This window comes from Acinetobacter sp. ANC 4636, from assembly GCF_054454555.1.
In genome coordinates, this window is sequence record NZ_JBTKVD010000004.1 from 255,957 (window position 1) to 275,839 (window position 19,883).

The window sequence follows — 19,883 nt, forward strand, 5'->3', positions numbered from 1 at the left end:
GTTTTGCCTACTTTTCCCGAAAGAAAAGTAGGTTGAACTGAAAGTTACTCTAAGAATTCAAATCATAATGGAATGTCTCTGTTATGCTTGTTATAAAAATTAATTAAAAAAGAAATCTGATGAGCTGCACCTTTCAACTTACCAAAGCCCCTGAACATTTACTTCAAGCCTTACATCAAGTCATCCCTCATTGTGACTTACAACCACAACAGTTACCCAATACGCAGATTTCATTGTGGTTGATACCGCCTGTATTTCCGACTGAGCGTTTGGATGATGAAGTGATTCAGCGCATCTGGAATGATACACCCTATTGGATCTTTTGCTGGGCTTCGGGTTTAGCGATGGCACAGTGGTTACTTGCAGAACCTGAGCATGTTAAAGATAAAGTGGTTCTGGATTTTGGTGCAGGTTCAGGCGTGGTGGCAATTGCTGCAAAAATGGCTGGAGCAAAACGAGTAATTTGCTGTGATATTGATCAGGTTAGTTTAAATGCTTGCCGTGAAAATGCTTTGCTTAATGGCGTAGAGCTCGAATATCTGGACGATTTATATAAAGCCGAGCCTGTGGATATTTTACTCGCGGCAGATGTTCTCTACGATCAATGCAATCGTTTTTTCTTGGATGAGTTTTTAAAGTTTGCCCCAGAGGTTTGGGTAGCAGACAGTCGAGTGAAAAATTTTAGTCACCCACAATATCAAAAAATATATGAACGTAGTGCTACGACTTGGCCAGATTTAGATGAAGCTAAAGAGTTTCGTAATGTAAGTTTTTATAAGACGCTGTAACCCATCAGCGTCTTATTGATGTGCTGTCTAACTTAGATTGAACAGCGGTAACGGATGACAGTTAGTGTGCTTGGACGAGTTTGCATAGCATTGCGCATTGCATAGTCATCATCATTGTTATTGGTGCTGGTATTGCTCAGACCAAATGTGGTGTGTGTTTTACCAATTTGTACGCCATTGCTTACTGGGATGCTTGCAGGGTTGGCAATCTCATTAGTACTTAAAATTTCAATTTTATAATCTTGGTTTGCACCCAGAACTTTCTTACAAGCATTTTGTAGCTTATTCTGATTAGCAACACGATTGGCATGAACAGCAAGCGTATAACTAATAATGGCACTATTTTCTGTTTTACTTTCAACCTGATAGCCAGAGTTCCCATTGTAACTTTGTGGAACGTTCTGGCAAGCTGTTAGCCCAATAGCAAAAGCGCTCAGACCCAATAATTTCAATGTCATTTTCATGAGGTTAAACCTTTGTCATTTCTTTACAGTATGCCATAGCTCGGTTGAATACTCATTAGATAAAACAAATATTGTCGGCTGGGTCTTGAGAGGCCTCATACATATTTACACAAAATAAAATTGGATTTTTCACACAAAGTGTCTTTATTTTAACTTAATCGGTTTGTGATTCGATAGGATTAAGTTGAGTCATGCTACTGAAAGAAACCCATGATTTAATCAAGGAAAAATGATTCAAAATTTAGCAGGATAGGCTTCTTTGACTCTAATGATTTTACTTCTTTATCGGGGAACAAAGAGGGATTAAATCCTCATGAAAGAAGCCCAATAATAAAGAAAAATAAGCTAGCCTGCTGAGATAAACAACGAGGGAGTGTGATGCTATGAGTGAAGGTGTATATACCACAGAAGAAAAGCGTAAACGTATTTTTGGTATTGTTGGCGCTGCTTCTGGTAATTTGGTTGAGTGGTTTGATTTTTATATCTATGCAGTTTTTGCAGTTTATTTTCAGCAAGCACTGACATCGCCTGATATGGCATCGACCACGAAGCAAATTTATATTTGGGGGGTATTTGCAGCGAGTTTCTTTATGCGCCCCATAGGGAGTTGGCTATTTGGTCGAATTGCTGATAAGCATGGGCGTAAACGTTCAATGGTTATTTCGATTTGTTTAATGGCTCTTAGTTCATTTTTATTTGCGATGTTACCTACCTATGAGCAGGTGGGAATGGCTGCTCCATTTTTATTGCTTCTTGTGCGCCTATTGCAGGGATTGTCAGTGGGTGGGGAATATGGTGCTGTTGCAACATATATGAGTGAAATCGCTTTAAAAGGACATCGGGGATTTTATGCCTCATTTCAGTATGTGACGCTTTCGGGGGGGCAACTCCTTGCTAGCTTACTTGGTGTGATTTTGCTTTTCTTGATGAATGAGCAGCAGCTGGAAAATGGAGGTTGGCGGATTCCGTTTGTTGTGGGTGGGATTACCGCACTTTTGTCGTTACTGGCACGTAGTCGTTTGGTTGAGACATTGGCGAATGAAGACAGCCATCATAAAGAATCTGGAACACTTAAGGCTCTTTTTAGAGATCACTGGCAGTCATTTTTACTGGTGGTTGGTTATACTTCGGCAGGCTCTTTATCTTTTTATGTCCTCACAGTTTATTCTAAAACCTATTTAACCAGTCTGGGGATTGCTGCCAAAACAGTGGGCTATATGATGACAATTGCACTGTTTGTGTATATGTTGGCTCAGCCTGTATTTGGAGCGATTGCGGATCGTATTGGTCGTCGTGCTGCGATGCTAATTTTTAGTGTTTCTTTGGCAATTTGTATTTATCCAGTCATGGTGATTGCAATGCCTGCATTTAGCAGTTCACCTGTCATAGTAACGCTAATGCTGATTTTCCTGATGTTGCTACTGAGTTTTTATACATCTATTAGTGGTTTGATTAAGGCGGAAATGTTTCCTCCACATGTACGCGCACTGGGAGTTGGTTTTTCCTATGCTGTTGCCAATGCAATTTTTGGGGGATCAGCGCCTGCTGTGGCTTTGCAATTTAAGGAAGTAGGGCATGAATATACTTTTTTTGTTTATGTCATTGTGATGCTGATTATTTGCTTCTTCTGTAGTTGGAAATTGCCAAAAGAACCTGAATATTTGCAGCATGATCATTAATAAGAGCATGAGACAATAAAAAATGCCAGTGGATCAAACTCACTGGCATTTTTTTAATAGTATATGTGCAGAAAACTTAGAGTTCTTGACCATTTGCTAAACGGCAGTTTGTAGCAGATGGGGATTTCCATTGAATGGCTGTACCTGCAATCACAGGTCGTACAAAGCGCCAAGGCCAGAAGCCGAAGCGTTGACTCGCACGATAATGAATCACGGCATCGGCATGGTATTTTTGAGTAGTTTCATGTAATCGAGGATATAAGTCCGTAACACTGCCATAAGTGCCTTTGGCAATTTTAATGCGTTTCACAACTTTATAGGGTAAATCACTCGGTGGTGTATCGGTCATGACACAGAGGGAACCTTTTACAGGCGTGCTGAGTTGAGTTGATATATTAGGGTTGGTAGTGGGAGTTGTTTCTGCATGTGTAGTTGCTGCACATACTAAAATGAGTGCAGTAAAAGGGATGGATTTTTTCATATTTAACTCAGTTGAACGTATTTATATTTTAAGTAAAGTATTAAAAATATTAGAATAAAAAAAGACCACATGGCGTGGTCTTTTTTTTATGTCGATTAAGCGTTTACATTTTCAGATTGAGTTGCTTGAACCGCTTCTAAAAGTTCAGCTTGACGTGCTTTTAATGCTTTTGGTAGACGATCGCCGAGTTTGTTGAATAACTCAGTGTGGCTTTCGATTTCTTTAATCCATAGCGCTTTGTCTTGAGAAGTTACTTTCTCAAAGTCAGCTTTAGAGAAATCTGTGCCTGTCCAGTTTAAGTCATCATAAGTTGGAACGAAACCGATTGGGGTTTCAACCGCGTTAGCACGGTTTTCACAACGGTTGATGATCCATTCAAGAACGCGCATGTTTTGACCGAAACCAGGCCATACGAAGTTGCCATTTTCGTCACGACGGAACCAGTTTACATTGAAGATTTTTGGTAATTTGTTGCCAGAAGCTTGCGCTTTTGCAGCAACTTGTTCACCAAGCTCTAACCAGTGGCTGAAATAATCCGCCATGTTGTAACCTGTGAATGGAAGCATTGCAAATGGGTCACGGCGTACAACACCTTGTTGACCAACTGCCGCAGCAGTTGTTTCTGAACCCATAGTTGCAGCTTTATAAACACCGTCAACCCAGTCAAATGCTTCAGAAATTAAAGGAACAGTGTCTGCACGGCGACCACCGAAGATGAATGCAGAAATTGGAACACCTGCTGGATTTTCCCAGTCAGCGTCGATAGAAGGGCATTGACCTGCTGATACCGTGAAACGAGCATTTGGATGCGCAGCTTTTTCACCAGCAACGTGTGGCTGACCTTTCCAGTTAGTTAGGTTTGCTGGAACTTCTTTAGATAGACCTTCCCACCATACTTGACCATCTTCAGTCACAGCAACGTTGGTATAGATTACATCTTTATGCATGGTTGCCATGCAGTTCGGGTTGGTTTTGGTATTTGTACCTGGTGCAACACCAAAGAAGCCTGCTTCTGGATTGATTGCGTATAAGCGACCATCTTCACCTGGTTTGATCCAAGCGATGTCATCACCTACAGTTTCAATTTTCCAGCCTTCGTAGCCTGCTGGTGGAATCAACATTGCAAAGTTGGTTTTACCACAAGCTGATGGGAATGCCGCAGCAACGTAGTGTTTTTCGCCTTGTGGGTTAGTGATGCCCAAAATAAGCATGTGTTCAGCTAACCAACCTTGTTCGCGACCCATCACAGAAGCGATACGTAATGCTAGGCATTTTTTACCTAACAAAGCATTGCCGCCGTAACCAGAACCGAAAGACCAGATTTCACGAGTTTCTGGGTAATGAACGATATATTTTTCTTTGTTACAAGGCCAAACAACGTCTTTTTGACCTTCAGCAAGTGGCGCACCGACAGTGTGAACACAAGGAACGAATTCGCCATCTGTACCTAAAACATCATAAACTGCTTTGCCCATGCGTGCCATTTTACGCATGCTGACTGCAACGTAAGGAGAGTCAGTGATTTCGATACCGATATGTGCGATGTGGCTTCCTAGTGGACCCATTGAAAAAGGAACCACATACATGGTGCGTCCTTGCATTGCACCATCGAACAGACCGTTTAATTTTTCGCGCATAACTGCTGGGTCTTCCCAGTTGTTAGTTGCGCCAGCATCTTCTTTTTTTGCAGAACAAATAAAAGTACGATCTTCAACACGAGCAACATCTGAAGGGTCAGAATTCGCCAAATAAGAACCAGGGTGTTTTTCTTCATTCAGCTTTTGCATGGTGCCGTTAGCAATCATCAAGTCGATTAGACGTTGATACTCTTCTTCGCTGCCGTCACACCATTCGATTTTTGCTGGCTTGGTTAATTTAGCAATTTCTTCCACCCACGCAATCAGCTTAGGGTGACGAACGAATTCTGGTGCATTCACTTGGGTCATGTTGATGCCTTTGAGATACAAAAAAACAAAACACACATTCAATATATGATCAACCCTTGATCATGAGTGTGTTAAAAAGTTTGCGTATTAAATCACAAAAGTTCTCAAATTTTAAGATGTTTAAAAACTGATCTTATAGGAAGTTGTGAGTAAAATTTATAAAAAAATCTTTAAAATCATTATCTTGTGTTTTTTATTTGCGACTATTCATAAAATAAATTATGAAAATAAAATCATTTATTTTGCAAATATGTATTTAAATTAGTGGTTTACACAGTGCGTAAAAAAGCATAAAAAACTGAAAAATTGCAAAAGTTTATGTAGTTTTTTTACATAAACACACTATTTCTTTCAAATGAAATCCAGACAATTAAAGATAAACCAATTTGCATCATAATAATTATACTATGCTAAAACCGCTCTCTATTATCTATAACCAAAAGTCAGGTTTTCATACTGCACAGCAAGAGCATGTATATGCCGAAATTATAACTATTTTTTCTAAATATAATTTTGAAATTCAAATATTTGAATTTAATGATAAGCACTCTATTGATACCTTGATGCCACAGGTTTTACAACGCCATAGTCATACGGAAAACCGTGGAGTTGTGGTGGTTGCAGGAGGGGATGGAACCTTAAATGCTGTAGCAACTTATTTATTACATACAGAAATTCCTTTGGGGATCTTGCCTATGGGAACTTTTAATTATGTAGCCAGAGTGTTAAATATTCCCTTAGATTTGAGTGAAGCAAGTAAAATCATTGCAACTGGAGAAATAAATAAAATTCATGTCGCAAAAATGAATGAACATATTTATTTAAACAATGCCAGCCTTGGCTTATATCCATTATTTATTGAGAAGCGTGAGCATTACAATCGGTTATTTGGTCGGTTTGCTTTACATGCTTATACTTCAGCGTTAGATGTATTGCTGAGGCGACATCGTGAATTAAAATTAAAAGTTGTTGTAGATGGTGATCAATATCCAGTTAAAACACCGTTGATATTTTTTGGTAATAATCACTTGCAGTTGAAAGAGCTGAATTTGAAAATTGCCCAGTCGGTACAGCAAGGCAGGGTTGCGGGCGTGATTGTTGCCAAAAGTAATAAAATCACCTTATTGAAATTGCTCTTTCAGCTCTTAAAAGGAGATATTGAGCAGGCAAATGATATTTATAGTTTTGCTGCCGAAAAGGTTGTCGTTCATGCGGCAAAAGGTAAAAAGCTACATATCGCAATAGATGGTGAAATCGTGGAAGAATTTGCACCTTTAGAATTTTCTGTTATGCGCGAAGCACTCAATGTGATGGTACCTGCTCATGTTACTTCATCTGTCTGATTTGCATTTTGGCACAGAAAAACCAGAGTGTTTGCTGGCAATACAACAGTTTTGTCGTGAGCATTCGATAGAAGTCATTGCCGTAAGCGGCGATTTGACTCAGCGTGCACGTTTTTTTCAGTTTCTAGGCTGCAAGTATTTTCTGGAGCATTTGAACTTACCTTATCTGGTTGTTCCTGGAAATCACGATATTCCGCTATATCATGTATTTAATCGGTTATTTAGCCCATTTACCCGTTATCAGGCATTTTTTGGTTCGTTGGAAAGTGTCTTGGAGACCGAACATTTTTATTTGGTTGGGGTAAACAGCATTCGGCGACGTTATCATACCAAAGGGCATATTTCCTTAGAGCAGATTCAAGAGATCGATGCCAAATTACAGGCTGCGCCAGCCAATAAATTAAAAATCGTGGTGGTGCATCAACCTTTTTATACCTCTCCTGAAGATGGTCATGCCGTGAAAGATTGCCCAGTACTTGGGCGTATGGCACTTGAGATTTGGGGCAAGCGGGGAATATTTGCGCTGTTGCATGGGCATTTGCATCAGACAGCACAATATGATTTGAACCAGATCTATGATTTGAAGCTCAAGCATCCTGTTTTTGAAATTCATGCAGGAACTGCAACCTCTCATCGTTTACGCAAAGGTGAACCGAATAGCTTTAATGTACTGACATCGCAAGGTGAGTTGCAACGCTATTGCTTTGATGCTGTAAAACGCCAATTTGTTCTTAAATGATCCACGCTAGAAAAAAATATTGGGTTTTAGACTAAAAAAACTGCAAAAAATGGGATTTTTTTTGAAATGCCCCTTGAAGCCTTGTTTTCTATCCCCAAAAAAATGACATCACAAACACTTATTGATGATGGCACATAGAAATTATGAAAAGTGCCGTTTTTAATTGAAACAAAACTTAGTCTGATGGAGTTTTATATGAGCAACATTCGCCCATTACATGATCGTGTAGTTATTCGTCGCGTTGAAGAAGAAACAAAAACTGCAGGCGGTATCTTATTACCAGGTTCAGCAGCAGAAAAACCATCTCAAGGTGAGGTGATTGCTGTCGGTAACGGTCAAATTACAGATAATGGCGTTCGTGCATTAGATGTAAAAGTAGGTGACAAAGTATTGTTCGGTACTTATGCAGGTACAACTGTAAAAGTAAGCGGTGAAGAACTTCTTATCATGAAAGAGTCTGATATCTTAGCTGTTTTGGAAGGCTAATTTTCAACCATTCATATCAGATCAAGTAAAAGCAAAAAATTCGGAGTAAATAAATAATGTCAGCTAAAGACGTAAAATTTGGTGATTCAGCTCGCTCTAAAATGATTGCAGGCGTAAACATTCTTGCAGATGCGGTTAAAGTCACTTTAGGCCCTAAAGGTCGTAACGTTGTAATTGACCGTTCTTTTGGTGCACCACACATCACTAAAGATGGTGTTACTGTTGCAAAAGAAATTTCACTTAAAGACAAGTTTGAAAACATGGGTGCTCAACTTGTTCGTGAAGTATCTTCAAAAACCAACGACATCGCGGGTGACGGTACTACGACTGCAACTGTACTTGCACAAGCAATTTTGAATGAAGGTATCAAGTCAGTGACAGCGGGTATGAACCCAATGGACTTGAAACGTGGTATTGACCTTGCGGTTAAAGCATTGGTTGCTGAAATTAAAGCAACTTCAAAACCTGCATCTGATACTAAAGCGATTGAACAAGTAGGTTCGATTTCTGCGAACTCTGATGAAACTGTGGGTAAATTGATTGCGCAAGCAATGGAACGCGTTGGTAAAGAAGGCGTGATCACAGTTGAAGAAGGTTCAGGCTTTGAAGATGCGCTTGATGTTGTAGAAGGTATGCAGTTTGACCGCGGTTATATCTCTCCATACTTCGCAAACAAACAAGACACTTTGACTGCTGAATTAGAAAACCCATTCATTCTTCTTGTAGACAAGAAAGTTAGTAATATCCGTGAGTTAATCACTGTATTGGAAGCTGTGGCTAAAACAGGTAAACCACTTCTTATCATCGCTGAAGATGTTGAAGGTGAAGCGCTTGCAACACTTGTTGTCAACAACATGCGTGGCATCATTAAAGTATGTGCAGTGAAAGCTCCTGGTTTTGGTGATCGCCGTAAAGCAATGCTTCAAGATATCGCGATTTTGACTGGTGCTACTGTTATTTCTGAAGAAGTGGGCATGTCTTTAGAACAAGCTTCTCTTCAAGATTTAGGTACTGCACATAAAATCACAGTTTCTAAAGAAAACACAGTGATTGTTGATGGTGCTGGTGATGCTGCTCAAATCGCTGAGCGTGTTCAACAAATCCGTGCGCAAATTGAAGAATCTACGTCTGAATATGACAAAGAAAAACTTCAAGAGCGTGTTGCTAAATTGGCAGGCGGTGTTGCTGTTATCAAAATTGGTGCTGCAACTGAAGTTGAAATGAAAGAGAAAAAAGACCGTGTTGACGATGCGCTTCATGCAACGCGTGCTGCGGTTGAAGAAGGTGTGGTTGCTGGTGGTGGTGTAGCGCTTGTACGTGCTGCTAAAGCGCTTGATGGTGTAGTTGGTGCAAATGATGACCAAAACGTAGGTGTGAACATCCTTCGTCGTGCAATCGAAGCACCACTTCGTCAAATCGTAGCGAATGCAGGTGATGAGCCTTCAGTTGTGATCAACGCTGTGAAAAATGGTGAAGGTAACTTCGGTTACAACGCTGCAACTTCTGAATATGGCGATATGTTGGAAATGGGTATTCTTGATCCAGCGAAAGTAACACGTTCTGCACTTGAGCATGCTGCATCTGTAGCAGGTTTAATGTTGACAACAGAATGTATGATTACTGACATTCCAGAAGACAAACCTGCTATGCCTGATATGGGCGGCATGGGTGGTATGGGCGGTATGATGTAATTCATCATCGGTTCTTACTAAAAAATCCCCGCATCATGCGGGGATTTTTTTAACCTTATTTTTATGCTTTCTTACTCTTTATTTAAAAATTAAAAAATTGTTATTTATGTGAAAAATTAAAAAATTAGCTTTAAGAAGTCTTTTAAAATTAAGCTTTTTTTAAGCTTAAGAGATTACTCTAATAAATATGGGAATTATGCTGTAGTTTCCTATTTTGGCCATACTCCTTACTGACAGAGTATGGCTTTTTTTTTGCCTAAAAATGGCGAAATATACTTTTGAACATTTCAAAGCATCTATGTTTTGTCATGCAGGTTTTGCTGATGAGTCAGGTTGAGCATAATCTTAGAATCAAAACGAATAACTTAATCAATAAATAATCAAATTTTCATTTGAATAATCAGGCTTAAATTTTTATTGCGGCTGTTGATTTTTGGCAATTCTGTTTGATTTTCAACACTGTGTTTGACTGTATTTGTTGTCATTTCAACATGTTTCGTTTTGTTTTTAATAAATATTTGATTTTAAACAAAATAATACTTGGCATGCTAATTGTTATAAATCCTCATGGTTAAGGCTTATGTTCCCTTGTGCAATAAAGTGCAAAGGAGTCACATGAATCCGGAGGAAAAGACTTGGTATGTCAAATTCATCGTTTCAGCATTTTGTAAGTTTGCTGTTGAGTCATGCTCAGCAGAAACCTAAACAGGTTGCAATACGGCAAAAGCAGTTCGGCTTATGGCATACATGGTCATGGCACGATGTACTTGAAATAAGTGAACACTATGCTAATGCATTGCACGGGTATGGCTTTAAAAAAAACCAATCGATTTTGCTACTGAGTCAGTTGAATATTGATGTAATTACCATAAGTCTTGCTGTACAGGCTTTAGGTGGAAAAGTTCAGTTCGTTGACACTGATCTGGATACTTTAACATCTGAACAAATTTTACAGTATTTTCAGCAATTGCGGCCAGAGTACGCAGTGGTGGAACATTTAGAACAATTAATCCCATTGCAGCAATTTGAAGATTTACCGCTTTATATTTTTTATCTGCAACAGAATCATCTAACCCCGCCTGAATATGAACATATAGTTTCCAGCCATCAACTATTGGCAAAAAATCAAGATCAGCGTCAGATTAAATTCGAAAATATTTTATTTGAAAACCAGCAGATTGCATTTAGTTTTGAACGATTTTCTGAGTCTGAGCATTTGCAAGTGTCCTATCGTCATCAGGAATTGATTGCTCAAGCACAGCAAATGGCACAGTTATATCAGCTAGATAGTTTGGATCAGGCATCTGTTGCAAGCGCATTTGGAAATGTACAGAAAATGCGCTATGTCTGGTCAGTTTGGCTGTATGTCGGTTTTACTTTGAATCTTCCAGAAACATTGGAAATGCTTGATCAGGATCAGCAGGTGATTGCACCTACGGTGTTATTTGGAACTCAATTTGATTATGAGCAATTGTATCACTTGATATTACAGCGGCTTCCATCAGAACGATCTATTTATTCTCGAATTTTTCAGCGGATATTAAATACACAAGATCAGGGACTAGCCCTTTCTTGGTCAGAGAAATGGGTACTGGGTTGTTTTCGCCAAGTCATTTTAGAAGAGTTTGGACTTTCTTATTTGAAAACAGCCGTTGTTATTGGTGACCCTGTTTCTGATGCGGCACAGGCATTTTATGCGGCACTGCGAATCAATTTGTGTTTTTGGGAATCTGATCCAGTTTGGCATAGTCGGTCAAATCTCGAAGAAAGATTAACGTCTATGGGTCTTGAGCCTGTAAAAATTGATGGATTAGGAGCAATGTCATGACATTGGTGGATGCTCAAGCATTATTGGAATTACAAGAAATTGATCTGGCCTTTGGAAAGTCATCTGTTCTCAAGAACTTAAGTTTTTCCGTAAGCAAGGGGGAAATTTGTAGCTTGATTGGCCCAAATGGAGCGGGAAAAAGCTCTGTAATTAATATCATTAATGGTCTTTATCAACCTCAGCTAGGGCAAATTATTTTTTCTGGCCAAATGTTGTCGGGGTATTCGGCAACACAAGCACCGCATTTAGGTATTGCACGTACCTTTCAAAATCTCGCTTTATTTAAAAATATGTCAGTTTTGGACAATGTTCTGACGGGGCGAATACTCAAAAGTCAGTCCTCTTTTTTAGCGGTATTACTTAACTTACCTCAACAGAAAAAATATGAAAATCAACAACGTGATCAAGTTGAAGTATTGCTTAAGCTTTTAAAGCTTGAAAGATATCGGCATAGCATTGTGAGTACATTGCCTTATGGGTTGCAAAAGCGGGTTGAGCTGGCAAGGGCACTTGCATCAGAGCCGAAATTACTATTGCTAGATGAACCTATGGCTGGAATGAATCACGAGGAAAAACAGAGTATTGCCAGATTTATTCAAAAGATAAATCAACGCTTGGGCATTACGGTGTTGATGATTGAACATGATATTGGGGTCGTGATGCAGATATCTGATCATATTGTGGTGCTGGATTATGGGAAAAAAATTGCTGATGGAACTGCACAAGACATACAGGCACACCCTGAAGTATTAAGTGCATATCTCGGTTCAAATTTGCTGCATGTTGGTTGAAAACAATTAAAAAACTGAAAAGTATTTAGAGGTTGAATATGTCGTTTTTTATAGATGTGCTTTTGGGTGGAACGCTCGCAGGGGTGATGTATTCCCTTGTCGCCATTGGCTTTGTATTAATTTATCGCGCTTCTGGCGTATTTAACTTTGCGCAAGGCGCTTTGGTGTTGTTCTCTGCATTGACCTTTGTCAACTTGGTTGAGCGTGGAGTGCCATTTGTGGTGGCATTTGCTGTCACCTTATTTGTCATTTTTGTTTTGGTGCTACTTATAGATGCCTTGATTCTCAGGCATTTGGTTAATCGCTCAGTCATTACTTTGTTTATGGCTACACTGGGCTTGAGTTATATCATTGAGGGTCTGGCACAAACGTTATGGGGGACACAAGTTCATGGTCTGGACTTGGGGATTTCCGACTCGCCAATCCATTTTCATGGTGTTTCACTGAGCAAATTTGATCTATTTGCAACAATAATTGCAGGTAGCTTAGTACTCATCCTGTCCTTGTTATTTAGTAAGACTCGTTTTGGTATTGCACTGCGTGCAGTGGCAGATGATCCGTTGGCCGCACAATCAGTCGGCATCAAACTTAATCATATCTGGATTTTGGTCTGGGCAGTTGCAGGTTTTGTGGCACTGGTAGCGGGGCTGCTTTGGGGCGCGCGTTTGGGGGTACAGTTTTCATTATCTCTAGTCGTGCTTAAGGCTTTACCTGTATTGATTATTGGTGGGTTCACTTCTATTACAGGTGCGATTATTGGTGGTCTTGTAATTGGAGCAACAGAGAAACTGGCTGAGATTTATTTAGGTGGAATCATTGGTTCTGGAATTGAGAACTGGTTTCCCTATTTGCTTGCAACATTATTCCTAATGATTCGACCAACAGGTTTGTTTGGTCAGCAAAATGTTACGAGGGTCTAGCCATGTTTCTATTTTCACAGGCAAGACAATTTGTTCAGAATTATCAGGATGAAAAACGTCTTTTTATCCTCAAAGAACATCGAATTTTATTTTGGTTCACGCTCTCGGTTGCATTTCTGTTTGTGCCTTTTGTGGGTTCTGAATATTTATTTAATGCCATTTTAGTGCCTTTTCTGGTTTTAGCATTAGCAGGTTTAGGACTAAATATCCTGACAGGTTATGCAGGACAATTATCTTTAGGTTCGGCTGCATTTATGGCAGTAGGTGCATTTGCAACTTACAACCTTGAATTGCGTATTCCTCAATTTCCATTGTTACTCAACCTTGTCTTAGGCGGTGTGATTGCGAGTATTTTGGGTATATTGGTGGGTTTGCCAAGTTTGAGAATTAAAGGTTTTTATCTCATTGTTTCTACCTTGGCTGCCCAGTTTTTTGTGCCGTGGTTATTTACTCAATACAGCTGGTTTACCCATGAGAACTCATCGGGTGTCATTACTGCACCGCCATTACAGATTGCTGGCATTTCTTTGAATAGCCCTGTTGGTCATTATTTACTAACGCTGAGTGTCGTGGTTTTACTGACATTATTGGCGCGTAATGTTCTCAACAGTCAGTATGGGCGTGCATTTCGAGCTGTGCGTGATATGGAAACTGCTGCAACAACGATTGGCATATCTGTCGGGAAAACCAAGTTAATTGCATTTGCCTTGAGCTCATTTTATTTAGGGGTTGCAGGTTCACTTTGGGCATTTGCTTATCTTGGAACGATTGAGGCAGATGGTCTTGACCTAAGTCGTTCATTTCAAATTCTTTTTATTATTATTATCGGCGGTTTGGGGAGTCTGGCAGGGAGTTTCCTCGGGGCTGCATTTATTGTTTTATTGCCAATAGCTTTAAGCATTTTGGGGACTTTATTGTTTGGTCATAGTCTGGATCAGGCACTTTTGCAAAATCTGCAAAAAATTATTTTTGGTGGACTCATTATTTATTTCTTGATCAAAGAACCTGAGGGTTTAATTCGCCTGTTCAGTATGGCGTATCAGCGAATAAGAAAATGGCCATTACGTTATTAATCCAAAAATTTAACATTTAATCTTGAGGGTAAAATGAAATTTATCAAATCTTTATGGTTTTGGTTGATACTTATAGGGCTAGTTTTAGTACTAATCGTATTTTTAACCACTAACAAAAAGCAGTCAACTCAGCAGGCAGTTACAAGTCAACCTGCAACCGCTGAATCTGCCAAACTATCCGATAGTCGCGAGCAGTATTTTCCATTACAAAGTTACCGTGTCGGGCCATATGCTGCTGGTGGTACGGGATTCTTTGGCGGTTTTATTGACTATATGAAATATATTAATGCGACGGGTGGTGTAAATGGCGTCAAGCTAGTCTGGTCAGAGTGTGAAACAGAATATGTCGTTGAAAAAGGCGTTGAGTGCTATGAACGTTTGAAAAAAGGTTTAAATGGTGCGCCTGCTGCGGCAACTAACCCGCTTTCTGTGGGCATCGCATATGCCACTTTGGAGCGATCAACCAAAGATAAATTACCACTGATTACGATTAATCATGGTCGTACTGATTCTACAGATGGCAGTGTTTTCCCTTATGTATTTCCATTGCAGCTGAATCCATATAGCGAAGTTTCTGCAATTATTAACTATATTGCGCAGCAAAGTGGTGGTCTGGATCACTTGAAATCTAAAAAACTTGTGGTGCTATATCATGGTTCTCCATATGGTAAAGAAACGATTCCAGTCATTGAAATTTTATCTAAAAAATATGGTTTTAGCGTAACCAATATTGAAGTGCCACACCCTGGAAATGAACAGCAATCACAGTGGCTGAAGATTAAACAGATTAATCCTGACTGGGTAATTTTACGTGGCTGGGGTGTGATGAATCCAGTTGCATTAAAAACAGCACAAAAAGTAGGTTATCCAACCAATAAAGTGATTGGCAATATTTGGTCAAATTCTGAAGAAGATGCAGCTCCAGCAGGAGATGCTGCAAAAGGCTTTATTTCGATTACGACTCATCCATCAGGTGCAAATTTCCCTGTGTTACAGGAAATTAAAAAATATGTCATCGATCAGGGGCAATCTGACCTTGCGGATACAAAGCGTTTTGGAACCGTTTACTATAATCTTGGGGTTGTAAATGGGATTTTAAATGTTGAAGCGGTACGCGTAGCACAGGAAAAATTTGGGCATCGACCATTGACTGGTGAGGAAGTTCGCTGGGGCTTTGAGCATTTAAATCTTGATAATACCCGCTTAAAAGCATTGGGTGCGTTAGGTTTGGTACAACCACTGAAACTGTCATGTGCAGATCATGAAGGTGGTGGAGCTGTGCGCTTCCAGCAATGGGATGGTAAAGAATGGAAGGTTATCAGTGATTGGGTTCAGGCAGATCGTCAATTGTTACGCCCGATTATTGAAGAGTCTTCACATAAATATGCAAAAGAGCAAGGTATTACTCCACGTAATTGTGCTGCTGAGCAATAACCTGAGACTCATGCCTGATCATATCTGATGTAGAAGTGTATGTTGTTTATCTCGTCGCCAGTTATATGGCTGTATAAACAACATACGCTGATGTCATTGGAATATGACAGCGTATATCAATCATCACTTAGCTTGTAGGGGAGACTCAATGGCTACATTGCTTGATGTCAAAAATATTGAAGTGGTCTATGACAAAAGCATTCTGGCGGTTAGGCAGGTTAGTCTATCTGTTCCAGAGGGTGCAATCATTGCATTACTTGGTGCCAATGGAGCAGGCAAAAGTACGACGTTAAAAGCGATATCGCAACTGGTTTATGCTGAAAATGGTCAGATCAATCGCGGAGATATTGTTTATCAAGGACAATCAATTCTTGGGCAAAATCCAAGCGAGGTTGTGAAAAAAGGTTTGGTGCAAGTTCTTGAAGGGCGACATATATTTGCCAATTTAACCGTAGATGAAAACCTGCGCACAGGAGGTTTTTTACATCATGCATCTGCGTCGTTATTAAAACAGCAGCTTGATAAAATTTACAGTTACTTTCCAAGGCTGCTAGAAAAAAAGAATACGCTTGCAGGCTATACCTCTGGAGGTGAACAGCAAATGCTGGCAATAGGTCGGGCATTGATGACCAAACCACGACTTATTTTGTTAGATGAACCTTCAATGGGGCTTGCGCCAAAAATAAGCTATGAGATTTTTGAACTGATTGCTTGTTTACGCCGAGAAGAAAAACTCAGTTTTTTGGTTGCAGAACAAAATATTGAATTAGCATACAAGTATACGGATGATGCATATTTGCTTGAAAATGGCCAAGTCAATAGCTTTGGTCAAACACAGGCACTTTATCAAACTGGTGTGATTCAGAATGTTTATCTAGGGCAGCCAACTTCCATTGTATAACTTTATCAATATTAGGCTTATTTCATCCGTCTATTTTGTTTTTCTTATAATGTTTTATTGAACAATATTTCAAGTTTGCTCAAGAAAAAACAAAGAATATGCAGAATATTCTGACAAAAGTTTATTGCTCAACCCTGTATATATTACAGGGTTTTTCTATTTAAAAGAGAAGGGTTTTATTTTTGAATAAATATACGATGTTTAAAAATAAACATATTGTTTGATTCTTAGCTTTCAGATTGTTTGGTTTGCATCATTTATTTTTATTTTTTAAATAAAGTAATAAAAAACAATAACTTAATTTTTGGCATTGACTTTGCAATAGATTAATTACCCAAAATAGTCATTGACTATTTTAAACAATAAACTTTTGAGTTCAGGATTATTAACAGTGAAATTTAATTTGAAAATAACAACGGCAATATTATTAGCAGCTTTTGCATCACAAGCAAAGGCAGTAGATTTGGATGCGGGTGATTATGATGTTGCTCCAGCGGGGACAAATCTAGCTTTGCTGTATTTACAATCTGCAAGTCGTGATGCACTGTATGTAGGAAGTGACAAATTGTCAGGCGACCCGAAACTGGATTCAAATGTTGGGATTGCTCGTTTTGTGCATTATACCGATATTGCAGGTGTACGTGTTGCTCCACAAATTTTAGTGCCATTTGGTGAATTAAAAGCGAAAGGTGATATTTCTGCATTGGGATCAGCCAGTGGGTTAGGAGATATTATTTTGGCTGCTCCTGTGTGGTTGCTCAATAATCCAGAGCATAAGACTTATTTTGGACTTACCCCTTATTTGTATTTACCAACAGGTCATTATGATAAACATGATTCTTTAAATTTTGGTGAGAACCATTACAAACTTGATCTTCAGGCTGCATATAGTCAACGCTTGACAGATAAATGGGCATGGGATGCGGCCGCTGATATTATTTTTTATGGTCAAAATAATGATGCCGTTGGTGGAGGAACTTTAAAACAGAATACAGGTTATCAGCTGCAAACCAATACTCGTTATTTTATTAATGATCGCTTAGATTTACGGGCAGGGCTATCTTATACCGATGCAGGTAATACCAAGCAAAATGGCATTAAGACAGATAGTTATCAGCAAACAAAGTTTTGGGTAGGGACAGCATATTCACCAACCGCAAGCACCAATGTGATTTTAGCGTATGGGCGTGATCTTGGCGTTGAAAACGGTTTTAAAGAAAATAATCGTATTAATGTTCGATTATTAAAAGTATTTTAATCTCTTTAGGCAGGTCAATCTGCCTTGACCTGCCTAAATTAAACTTGTGTTGACCAGAAGCATAACAAGATATTGAATAAACGCAGTAGAAATAAGTATAAGCCAAGAATAAAGAGCGTATTAATATACTCACAATATATAAAGCCGATGGATTTACTTGGTTAATGAATAATTTTGCTTTAACAAATGTGTTTACTTTGGAGGGTGAGCACACTCAGCCTTTGACTGTACGAGCCAAAGCTCTGGTCTTTTATGACCCAGCTTCACAGTCATTATTAAAATTAATTGAACGCCTTGCACCAAGTGATGCCCCTATTCTGATACGCGGTGAAACGGGGACAGGTAAGGAGCTGGTTGCACAGCATATTCATCGTTTAAGTGGAAGAAAAGGTCCATTCCTTGCAGTGAACTGTGGTGCTATCAATGAACAATTAGCTGAAAGTGAATTATTTGGTCATGAAGCAGGGGCATTTACTGGTGCAATCAAACAGCGTAAGGGCTGGTTTGAAGCTGCACATGGCGGAACACTGTTTTTAGATGAAATCGGTGATTTACCCTTGTGTTTGCAGGTCAAACTACTCAGAGTGTTACAAGAAAAAGAAGTCACCCGATTAGGGGCTAGACAAGCTATTCCTGTCGATATTCGATTGGTCACAGCAACCAATATTGATTTGGAGCAAGCTGTACAAGCTGAGCAATTTCGGCAGGATTTACTATTTCGTATTAACATCGCCCAATTAGAACTAAAACCATTACGGGAGCGTAAAGGGGACATTTTACCGCTGTTTGAATATTTTGTTCAGCGTTATTTAACCAAGGTAAGACGTTCTGATAACTTACAGATTTCTGCATCTGCAATTCAGCAATTACTCACATATTTATGGCCTGGTAATATCAGAGAGCTAGAAAATATTGCACATTATGCTGTGCTTGTAACTGAAGGGACGTTAATTCAGGCTGAACATTTAAAATTTAATCAGATATTCAAAAATATGGAGTATCGTTCAGCACAACCTATCACGCATACAGATGATGAGATCAACACGGCATTATCTCCCTATCAGATTATTGAGTCTCAGTTAAAGAAAATCTACGCATCGAGTCAAACCTCTTCTGGTGATTTATGGAATACTTTAGAAAGTATGATCATTGCGACTGCATACTCGTCATCATTTTCTAATCAGGTTAAAACCAGTGAATTACTGGGAATATCTAGAAATGTAGTGCGAACATTATTAAAGCGTCATCATCTTTTACCTCCTTCTATAAAAGAAATAGTTGAATAAGAGAGAAGCGAGGAGTAAATAACTTATAGGTGATAATAAAATCTTAGTCTAGAAACAGATATTATGCTGATCTACTTTTCTAATAAATCAATCAGTTTTTTATGTATTAAAAAGTAAAAAATTTAAAAAATAAATATTATATTGTTTTATATCATACCCAGTTTTTTTAGATTTGATTTTAACTGATATTTTTGAAATTCTATTTTCTTGGTTCAAATAAAAAAGCCCTTACACGATATGTAAGGGCTTTTTAGTATTTGGCGGAAGCGGTGAGATTCGAACTCACGGAGGACTCACACCCTCGTCGGTTTTCAAGACCGGTGCATTAAACCGCTCTGCCACGCTTCCAATGTGCGCTATCATATAAGGAAAAATATGCTTTGACAACTGATTTTAGTGTGAAAACAATTGAGTGGTTAAAATAAGTGCAATTTTGAGAGGTGTATTGGACTTGTAAAATACTCATAGTGAAAACATATCTTATTTATGGCATTTAAATATTTAAAATTATGCTCAGTTGAGCTTAAATTTTTATATATCAATGCTTACAATGCCCGCTTATGCAGTGTTTGTTATTGTGGTCAAAAGAGCATGACAAATGCGAATGCTCGGAAAGTTGGAATGTGTTATGGATCGGAAATTATTAACTGCTGAAGGCTATCAGCGCTTGCAAGATGAGCTGAATTATTTGCTACGACAGGAACGACCAGAAATTACTAAAATCGTGTCATGGGCAGCCAGCTTGGGTGATCGTTCAGAAAATGCCGATTATCAT

General features: G+C 39.0%; 17 protein-coding genes, 1 tRNA gene and 1 pseudogene. 15 read left to right on the forward strand and 4 right to left on the reverse strand.

Annotated elements, in window-relative coordinates; translation table 11 throughout:
• Nucleotides 1-119: 119 nt before the first annotated feature.
• A complete protein-coding gene (locus tag ACX1N5_RS06575) occupies nt 120-788 on the forward strand; it encodes a class I SAM-dependent methyltransferase (RefSeq protein WP_458800990.1) in 669 nt (222 codons plus the stop codon).
• Between the two features lie 32 nt (nt 789-820).
• Here the strand turns inward: ACX1N5_RS06575 and ACX1N5_RS06580 are convergent, their stop codons facing one another.
• Nucleotides 821-1,252, reverse strand: a complete 432-nt coding sequence (locus tag ACX1N5_RS06580) for a hypothetical protein (protein WP_004751264.1) — start codon at nt 1,250-1,252, stop codon at nt 821-823.
• Between the two features lie 383 nt (nt 1,253-1,635).
• Here ACX1N5_RS06580 and ACX1N5_RS06585 point away from each other — a divergent pair, with 383 nt between their 5' ends.
• A complete protein-coding gene (locus ACX1N5_RS06585) occupies nt 1,636-2,931 on the forward strand; it encodes an MFS transporter (RefSeq protein ID WP_131380137.1) in 1,296 nt (431 codons plus the stop codon).
• A 76-nt stretch (nt 2,932-3,007) separates the two neighbouring features.
• Here ACX1N5_RS06585 and ACX1N5_RS06590 read toward each other — a convergent pair whose 3' ends face one another.
• Nucleotides 3,008-3,412, reverse strand: a complete 405-nt coding sequence (locus tag ACX1N5_RS06590; protein WP_458800993.1) for a hypothetical protein — start codon at nt 3,410-3,412, stop codon at nt 3,008-3,010.
• A 95-nt stretch (nt 3,413-3,507) separates the two neighbouring features.
• Nucleotides 3,508-5,358, reverse strand: a complete 1,851-nt coding sequence (locus ACX1N5_RS06595) for a phosphoenolpyruvate carboxykinase (GTP) (RefSeq protein WP_458800995.1) — start codon at nt 5,356-5,358, stop codon at nt 3,508-3,510.
• A gap of 407 nt (nt 5,359-5,765) precedes the next feature.
• Between ACX1N5_RS06595 and ACX1N5_RS06600 the strand changes: the two genes are divergently transcribed.
• The 12 genes from ACX1N5_RS06600 to ACX1N5_RS06655 all read left to right on the forward strand — a co-directional run bounded on the left by ACX1N5_RS06600 (nt 5,766) and on the right by ACX1N5_RS06655 (nt 19,108).
• Complete coding sequence (locus ACX1N5_RS06600) at nt 5,766-6,701, forward strand: diacylglycerol/lipid kinase family protein (RefSeq protein WP_131380521.1); 936 nt, start codon at nt 5,766-5,768, stop codon at nt 6,699-6,701.
• Entirely contained in the window at nt 6,682-7,440 is a 759-nt protein-coding gene (locus tag ACX1N5_RS06605) for a metallophosphoesterase family protein (protein ID WP_458800997.1), read from the forward strand. Before ACX1N5_RS06600 ends, ACX1N5_RS06605 begins: the two co-directional genes overlap by 20 nt.
• A gap of 195 nt (nt 7,441-7,635) precedes the next feature.
• Entirely contained in the window at nt 7,636-7,926 is a 291-nt protein-coding gene (locus ACX1N5_RS06610) for a co-chaperone GroES (protein WP_004652030.1), read from the forward strand.
• A 56-nt stretch (nt 7,927-7,982) separates the two neighbouring features.
• On the forward strand, nt 7,983-9,617 hold the full coding sequence (gene groL, locus ACX1N5_RS06615; protein WP_004751275.1) for a chaperonin GroEL: 1,635 nt from the start codon (nt 7,983-7,985) through the stop codon (nt 9,615-9,617).
• A gap of 640 nt (nt 9,618-10,257) precedes the next feature.
• On the forward strand, nt 10,258-11,445 hold the full coding sequence (locus tag ACX1N5_RS06620; RefSeq protein ID WP_458801000.1) for an AMP-binding protein: 1,188 nt from the start codon (nt 10,258-10,260) through the stop codon (nt 11,443-11,445).
• The gene (locus tag ACX1N5_RS06625) at nt 11,442-12,236 is read left to right on the forward strand and encodes an ABC transporter ATP-binding protein (RefSeq protein ID WP_458801002.1); all 795 of its coding nucleotides are present in this window, start codon (nt 11,442-11,444) and stop codon (nt 12,234-12,236) included. The genes ACX1N5_RS06620 and ACX1N5_RS06625 overlap by 4 nt, the downstream gene beginning before the upstream one ends.
• A 38-nt stretch (nt 12,237-12,274) precedes the next feature.
• Entirely contained in the window at nt 12,275-13,156 is an 882-nt protein-coding gene (locus tag ACX1N5_RS06630) for a branched-chain amino acid ABC transporter permease (protein WP_458801004.1), read from the forward strand.
• Between the two features lie 2 nt (nt 13,157-13,158).
• Complete coding sequence (locus ACX1N5_RS06635) at nt 13,159-14,229, forward strand: branched-chain amino acid ABC transporter permease (protein ID WP_458801006.1); 1,071 nt, start codon at nt 13,159-13,161, stop codon at nt 14,227-14,229.
• Between the two features lie 33 nt (nt 14,230-14,262).
• Complete coding sequence (locus ACX1N5_RS06640) at nt 14,263-15,663, forward strand: ABC transporter substrate-binding protein (protein WP_458801008.1); 1,401 nt, start codon at nt 14,263-14,265, stop codon at nt 15,661-15,663.
• 148 nt (nt 15,664-15,811) lie between these two features.
• Complete coding sequence (locus ACX1N5_RS06645; RefSeq protein ID WP_458801009.1) at nt 15,812-16,564, forward strand: ABC transporter ATP-binding protein; 753 nt, start codon at nt 15,812-15,814, stop codon at nt 16,562-16,564.
• A gap of 391 nt (nt 16,565-16,955) precedes the next feature.
• Complete coding sequence (locus tag ACX1N5_RS06650) at nt 16,956-17,822, forward strand: transporter (protein WP_458801011.1); 867 nt, start codon at nt 16,956-16,958, stop codon at nt 17,820-17,822.
• 164 nt (nt 17,823-17,986) lie between these two features.
• Nucleotides 17,987-19,108, forward strand: a complete 1,122-nt coding sequence (locus ACX1N5_RS06655) for a sigma-54 interaction domain-containing protein (protein ID WP_458801013.1) — start codon at nt 17,987-17,989, stop codon at nt 19,106-19,108.
• A gap of 258 nt (nt 19,109-19,366) precedes the next feature.
• Here the strand turns inward: ACX1N5_RS06655 and ACX1N5_RS06660 are convergent.
• Nucleotides 19,367-19,456: transfer RNA gene (locus tag ACX1N5_RS06660), tRNA-Ser, on the reverse strand.
• Between the two features lie 280 nt (nt 19,457-19,736).
• On the opposite strand from ACX1N5_RS06660, the pseudogene greB reads away from it, so the two are divergent.
• Nucleotides 19,737-19,883 (forward strand): annotated as a pseudogene (greB, locus tag ACX1N5_RS06665) (transcription elongation factor GreB); the annotation flags it as partial.